Source organism: Schleiferilactobacillus shenzhenensis LY-73 (assembly GCF_000469325.1).
GTDB lineage: Bacteria > Bacillota > Bacilli > Lactobacillales > Lactobacillaceae > Schleiferilactobacillus > Schleiferilactobacillus shenzhenensis.
Genome location: NZ_KI271586.1, coordinates 109,062 through 114,717 on the forward strand (window position 1 = coordinate 109,062; position 5,656 = coordinate 114,717).

7 protein-coding genes, 1 tRNA gene and 1 other annotated feature are annotated in these 5,656 nt (G+C 57.6%); of the genes, 6 read left to right on the plus strand and 2 right to left on the minus strand.

All coding sequences use genetic code 11. The features are described 5' to 3' along the window. Nucleotides 1-99: 99 nt before the first annotated feature. Nucleotides 100-2,520: a Xaa-Pro dipeptidyl-peptidase gene (locus L248_RS05920; protein WP_022529224.1), complete on the minus strand. Its 2,421-nt coding sequence runs from the start codon at nt 2,518-2,520 to the stop codon at nt 100-102. Between the two features lie 93 nt (nt 2,521-2,613). On the opposite strand from L248_RS05920, the gene L248_RS05925 reads away from it, so the two are divergent. After that, nucleotides 2,614-2,687, plus strand: a tRNA-Arg gene (locus L248_RS05925). Between the two features lie 95 nt (nt 2,688-2,782). Here the strand turns inward: L248_RS05925 and L248_RS05930 are convergent. Next, nucleotides 2,783-3,436 carry a DUF5067 domain-containing protein gene (locus L248_RS05930; protein WP_040535152.1) on the minus strand — a complete coding sequence of 218 codons (654 nt, stop codon included), beginning with the start codon at nt 3,434-3,436 and terminating at the stop codon, nt 2,783-2,785. 229 nt (nt 3,437-3,665) lie between these two features. Here L248_RS05930 and L248_RS05935 point away from each other — a divergent pair, with 229 nt between their 5' ends. From L248_RS05935 to rpmA, 5 genes are all read left to right on the plus strand, one after another. Further along, nucleotides 3,666-3,935, plus strand: a complete 270-nt coding sequence (locus tag L248_RS05935) for a hypothetical protein (protein ID WP_022529226.1) — start codon at nt 3,666-3,668, stop codon at nt 3,933-3,935. Between the two features lie 110 nt (nt 3,936-4,045). Beyond that, nucleotides 4,046-4,318 (plus strand): hypothetical protein, encoded by a 273-nt coding sequence (locus L248_RS05940; protein WP_022529227.1) that lies wholly within the window; start codon nt 4,046-4,048, stop codon nt 4,316-4,318. Between the two features lie 50 nt (nt 4,319-4,368). Then, nucleotides 4,369-4,446: a sequence feature (ribosomal protein L21 leader region), on the plus strand. A gap of 13 nt (nt 4,447-4,459) precedes the next feature. Continuing rightward, nucleotides 4,460-4,768, plus strand: coding sequence for a 50S ribosomal protein L21 (gene rplU, locus L248_RS05945; protein WP_022529228.1), 309 nt, complete (start codon nt 4,460-4,462; stop codon nt 4,766-4,768). Nucleotides 4,769-4,795: 27 nt separating this feature from the next. Next, the gene (locus tag L248_RS05950) at nt 4,796-5,158 is read left to right on the plus strand and encodes a ribosomal-processing cysteine protease Prp (protein ID WP_040535156.1); all 363 of its coding nucleotides are present in this window, start codon (nt 4,796-4,798) and stop codon (nt 5,156-5,158) included. 23 nt (nt 5,159-5,181) lie between these two features. Beyond that, nucleotides 5,182-5,475 carry a 50S ribosomal protein L27 gene (gene rpmA, locus L248_RS05955; RefSeq protein ID WP_022529230.1) on the plus strand — a complete coding sequence of 98 codons (294 nt, stop codon included), beginning with the start codon at nt 5,182-5,184 and terminating at the stop codon, nt 5,473-5,475. Nucleotides 5,476-5,656 lie beyond the last annotated feature (181 nt).

A 5,656-nucleotide genomic window follows, 5' to 3' on the forward strand; every position in this document is an offset into this window, starting at 1 on the left:
CGGGGCCAGCGACCGATACTTACGAACCGACTAACTCAAGGCATACAAATAGCCGCCACGCCCACGGCGCAGCGGCTATTTTCTCACCGTCAAACTATATTACCGCCGGTACGGCACCTCGACCCGGCTGGCGTTCAGGTCCAGCTGGTAGGTCGCCGCGGTGTTCGGCCGCACGGTCATGCCCATGTCGGTCGCGTACACCATGATCCCCAACTGATGACCCGCCAGAATGTGGTGCTCCGTCGGCTGCAGGGCGAAGTGCAGGGTGACGAACTGGTTCGGCGTCAAGGCATCGTTCTGCCAGGGCGTGTGCCGGTTCTGCATGTTCATGTGCCCCTTGGCGATCTGGTGGAATTCGCTGGGATGTTTCTCCAGCTGGAACTCTTTCACATCATCCACGGCCCAGCCGTAACCCAACTGCTGACCCTTGGCTTGCAGCACCGTCGGGTCAGCCTTCAGCCGCCGCTCCGTGCCATAGTCGATGGCCATGCAGCTGATCTGACCGGCGGCTTGATTGACCGCAACCTGCAGGGTGACCACGATCGTTCCGTCGATGTAAGCGTCCTTAGCGAAAGGTGCCGTCAGGAAAAGCTGGCGGGTGTGTTCATACACATTGCTTTGCCGGCTCATCATCAAGGCTTCCCACTTGTGGGCATCCTGATCGCCCGCTAAGAAAAGCGGGGTGCCGTCGTCTTGGAAGGAGACGATTTCTTCTTGGTGCGGCGGCTGTTTCTGCAAGTCGTGGCCCGTGATGAAGTATTGGGTCTTGGGAATACTCGGCTCGCTCCAATCGGCGTAGCGGTGCCAGGTCTCAGGCGTGGCGTTGTCTTGGACGGTGACATTCGGCAGGACGGCCGGGGCATCGTTGGCGACGCCCAGCAGCTCGTAGCAGAACCAGAGATTCATCATATCTGTGAAGTCGATGGATTGGATGTTGTTCATGTAGACGTGCTTGCCTTGGTGCAGGAAGAGTTTCTTGTTAATGGGCAGGTCACGCAATTTCTGCCACAGCTGCTCCACGTTGCGGGGCTTGACGTTCCAGTCGTTCAGACCGTGCACACTGATGAAGTCGATCTTGATCTGGTCGGCGTTTTTGCGGTAATTGCGGGCGTCCCAGAACGTGTTGTAGTTGCCGCTGGCGCGATCCTGGCCTTTCTTCAAGTCGGCCATCATGCGGTCGTATTGGGGCTTGATGCGGGCAAAGTCGGCAGCGTCCTTGCGCCGAGAGAAGGTGTCCAGGGCGAGTACGTCGGTGTCTTCCCCTTGGCAATCCACCGGCGCGATGACCAGGCCGTTCTCCCGGTAGTAATCGTACCAGCTGGAAATCGCGGCTTCAGAGACAACGGTCTTGAGCCCCTTGACGCCGGTCGTCGCAGCGGCTACGGCCAGCGTGCCCAGGTAGGACTTGCCGGTCATCGCCACGTTGCCCGTGCACCACCAGGCCTTGATGGCGACACCGTCCGTGCGGTTGGTGAAGGCGACGCGGTCGCCGTGGAGCCACTCGATGATGGCGATGGTCGACGCGGTCTCTTCCGGGCCGCCGGTGGTACGGATGCCGTCAGAGCCGCGGGTGCCGATGCCGCCGGCATAGACGGTGGCGAAGCCGCGGGCGAGGAAGTAATCATTCAGCGAATAGATACCGTCATCCACCGGCCGTTCACTGGTCTCAGCGGTCGTCCCGGTCACCGCGCGGGCGTCCGGCACGAGCGGCTGGGCGTGGTGGTAAGCCACGTCGCTATAACTGGTATCGTTCGGCACTTTGGGCGTCAGGTCCTGGTTGACGTCATAACTGCTGGGGGCCATGTCGTTGGTCCCGCGGAAGTAAGGATTGGCGGTGTACAGCACGGGTACCTTCAGCCCGGCGTTAGTCTCTACCGGCCGGAAGATGGTCGTTTGAAGCAGGTCGCGCTGGCCGTCATGGTCCGTGTCCAGACTGCTCTCCACATAGACCACTTCGCGGACGATTTTGCTGGTATCGAACACTGCCTGGCTCTTGCCGTTGAAGAAGACGAAGTGCGGGGCATCACTGGCAGTAAGGAACCCGTTGAAATACCCCCGGGCGGTGAGCAGGTCCAAGAAGTTCTGGCCGTTCTTGCCCCGGGTCGTGAGCAGCAGATAGAAAGCCCGCACGACATCGTCACCGCCTAATGGGTCGGCCGCAATCGTGGGCAGCCCCCATTTAGTCATCGCGGTTAAAGCGTCCAAGTCTGGGAAGTCATCGGCAGGAATGAACCCCAGCAGCTGCAAGGCGGCGGCGTAGAATTCACCGCGGGCAAGCTTCTCCGGGCGGTCAGCCAGGCGCTGGGCCAGACTCATGTCCCGGGTGACCAGCACCCGGTCTTCCCGGTCGGCTACTTCACTGGCATTGCTGACTTCCGGGAAACAGCGGGCAAAGAGGCCCGCCAGCAGATCAGCTGGCGCCATTTCTGACCAATTATTAGGGAGAAAGTGGATCTGGGTCAGTTCGGCGACCTGTTCAGAAAAGTCCGGATCGAGCCGGCCAAATTGGTTAAACTTCAATATCTATGCACTCCTTCAACGACTTGCCCCGCCGGCGGCTGTGACCCCGCGTTGACAAGTCTTCTGACTATTCGCTACAATAAGCGTCGTTGCGCGACAGTGGCTCAGTTGGATAGAGCAATGGTCTTCTAAACCATGGGTCGCGGGTTCGAACCCCGCCTGTCGCATTACACGGTAATAATGAATGAAGGCAGAAACGCGGGCGGCCAGCGTTTCTGCCTTTTTATTTTCCTCGTTTTACGGGATATTTCAACCGTTGGGCCTACCCCGTGATCTCGTAGGTCTTGGTGCCCAGCGGCCGGCCGGTATCCCGATCGATGAACTGGAGCCGAATTGGGTCTTTGTTCACGAAGGTATACACCATCGCCCCGCTGGCTTTCTTATTCGGGGCCAGCGGCGTCTGACTCACGGTGATCAGTTTGCCCAAATTGCCTTTGGCGTCTTTATCTGTCAAGGTCGCCTCTGTTAACGGTGTAATCTGACTCTTTTTGGCATCCGCCGCTCCTTGCCGGATCAGCGCATATTGCCGCCAGATGGTGGCCGGAGTGATCGTCGTTGCGCCGTTGTTGGTGATGTCGTACTGGATGAAGAGGGCCGGATGGCCGCCCTTATCCGTCACGATACGGGCACCAGTGAGCTTCACGGTCAGGGTGGGGGTACTGTATGTATCGTTCGTGAAACGGCTGGTCAAGGCGGACGAGGAAGACGCACTGCGCTTTTCTTCCTTGACTCGGTGTTCCTTGGCAGAAATTGTGTGGGTCACGGGCGGCCGGCCGCTGGCGGCGGGCGCCTTGGCCCGGGGCGGCTGCAGTACCAGGCTGAAAATGAACAGCAAAAAGACGACCAGGCCGCCGGTCACGGCCCACGCCCAGCGCTTCATCTTCGTCTGTCGCCTGCGGTGCTGACTCTGACGCATCGCCAACCCTTCTTCCGTGTTCCTTCATCATTGTAAAGTAACTAACGAGGCAAGCCAAGCGTCTGCCCGCATCTCGTCAAGAAAAGCCGCAATTCGTGGTATACTGGAGGTCCTTGACAGGGGCGCGCCGGGTCGGCTCGGCGTTAACAGAAGGCGTCCGCGCATTGTTTGCGTTGAACGCCTTTTCCAAACTGGCAAAGTACGTTAAAATGAAATACGGTGATAAAAAATGCAGAAGAAAACAATCAAAAAATTATTGAAGCAGCACGAAACAAAGACGGAGTATTTCTACATCCAGTTCTCTGACGGCCGGACGCTGGAAGTCCCCGTGCAGGTTCCCGCCGGCAACACCAAGGCCCATGACGACCTGGTGGACCGGATCGCGCACAAACGCGGCACGATGACGGCAGACAATGGGCAAGTGTTTGATTTCAAGAAAATCATTCACTACGACATCGAAAACGTCCGCCGGCCCGGTTTCGGCCCGACACCGCAATAAAGCGATCAATGGCGGGGTACCGCCATTTTTTGTGTCGCTGCAGGGAAGCGCATTAATCTGCGCTGGCCCTTGACACCGGCTGCCCAATGAACAGAAGGGAGATTTCGGTCATGGGATTATTTTTCAACCGGCATAAGAAAGAAACCCCCGCGCCTGCAGGCGAAGTCAAACCCAAGGGATTGCGGGAAGACCACGGCTTGTACTACGAAGAGAAGGGCACCAAGCCCATCTGCACGTACTGCTACCAGACCAAACACGAGACCTACACGCTGGACGGACCCAGCTTCATCGGCCTGTATACCTGTCCCAATTGCGGTCGCCAATTCCAGCGCCGGCCCGACGAACCATTTGCTAAAGAAGCGAAGGAAGAAGAAAAGCATTGACACGCCGGCCGGCGTTTGCTATGCTACTCCTGTTGTATTTGTGGACACTTCCACAGCTGCAACCGCTCAGGAAGAGGTCTGAAGCGCTGCTCGCGCAGCCACCCCGACTGGCGAGTCTGAGAATATAGGAGGTGTAACAACATGTACGCAATCATTGAAACGGGCGGCAAACAGTACAAGGTCGAAAAAGACGGCGCTGTTTACGTTGAAAAGCTGGACGCCGAAGCCGGTGCCCAAGTGACTTTTGACCACGTGATCATGGTCGGTGGCGACACGACCAAGATCGGTGCCCCTTACGTCGACGGTGCTTCCGTCACTGGTAAAGTGGAGAAGCAGGGCAAGGAAAAGAAGGTCGTGACCTTCAAGTACAAGCCCAAGAAGCACAGCCACCAGAAGAAAGGCCATCGTCAACCCTACACGAAGGTCGTTATTGACGCGATCAACGCGTAATTGAATTCCATCAAGCGAGGTGCAGTGATGATCAAAGCTGATTTTTATCGCGATCCTGACGGCAACATTACCCGCTTTACCATTACCGGTCATGCCGGTTCTGGCCCCTACGGTTACGATATCGTCTGCGCTGCGGTTTCTGCCGTCGCCATCGGTACTGTGAACGGTATCGAAGGTCTCGCCGGCATCATGCCGGCGGTGCAGACCGACGATGAAGAGGGCGGGCTGCTGACCGCCACATTACCCGCTGTGATGGTTCAAGAAAAGCTGACCATTGCCCAAATATTACTTGAAAATCTCTTGCTGGAACTGCAAAGTATTCGCGCTGAATACGGCCAATTCCTGCAAGTAAAAACGAATCAAGATACGCAGCCATCACCGGTGGCGTAATCAATTTTTCGGAGGTGAATCCCATGCTGAAAATGAATTTGCAACTGTTCTCTCACCATAAGGGGGGCGGTTCAACTGCCAACGGCCGTGACTCTGCCGGTCGCCGGCTCGGCGCAAAGCGGGCAGACGGTCAATTCGTGACTGCCGGCTCGATCCTATACCGCCAACGCGGTACCCACATTCATCCCGGCACCAACGTCAAGATTGGCGGCGATGACACATTGTTCGCCGTTGCTGATGGCGTGGTGAAGTTTGAACGGTTGGGCAAAGACCGTAAGAAGGTCTCCGTTTATCCTGCTGCTGCCGCAGCTGAATAATCCGACTGCACAACATGACGCCGCTTCGGTACAACCGGAGCGGCGTTTTATATGTCCTGAACGCGATAGTGCGATCCACGGGACCCGGCGATTTGGGCTCTCCGGCTGGCTGGGCGTGGAACGTGTTCGCGAGACCCGGCGATTTGGGCCCTCCGCCAGGGGGCCTGGAACGTGGTGGGCA

Excerpts from the sequence above, each read along its gene's own strand:
- rpmA (WP_022529230.1), top strand. The coding sequence starts at position 5,182 with ATGCTGAAAATGAATTTGCAACTGTTCTCTCACCATAAGGGGGGCGGT.
- L248_RS05930 (WP_040535152.1), bottom strand. The coding sequence starts at position 3,436 with ATGCGTCAGAGTCAGCACCGCAGGCGACAGACGAAGATGAAGCGCTGG.
- L248_RS05935 (WP_022529226.1), top strand. The coding sequence starts at position 3,666 with ATGCAGAAGAAAACAATCAAAAAATTATTGAAGCAGCACGAAACAAAG.
- L248_RS05950 (WP_040535156.1), top strand. The coding sequence starts at position 4,796 with ATGATCAAAGCTGATTTTTATCGCGATCCTGACGGCAACATTACCCGC.
- L248_RS05940 (WP_022529227.1), top strand. The coding sequence starts at position 4,046 with ATGGGATTATTTTTCAACCGGCATAAGAAAGAAACCCCCGCGCCTGCA.
- rplU (WP_022529228.1), top strand. The coding sequence starts at position 4,460 with ATGTACGCAATCATTGAAACGGGCGGCAAACAGTACAAGGTCGAAAAA.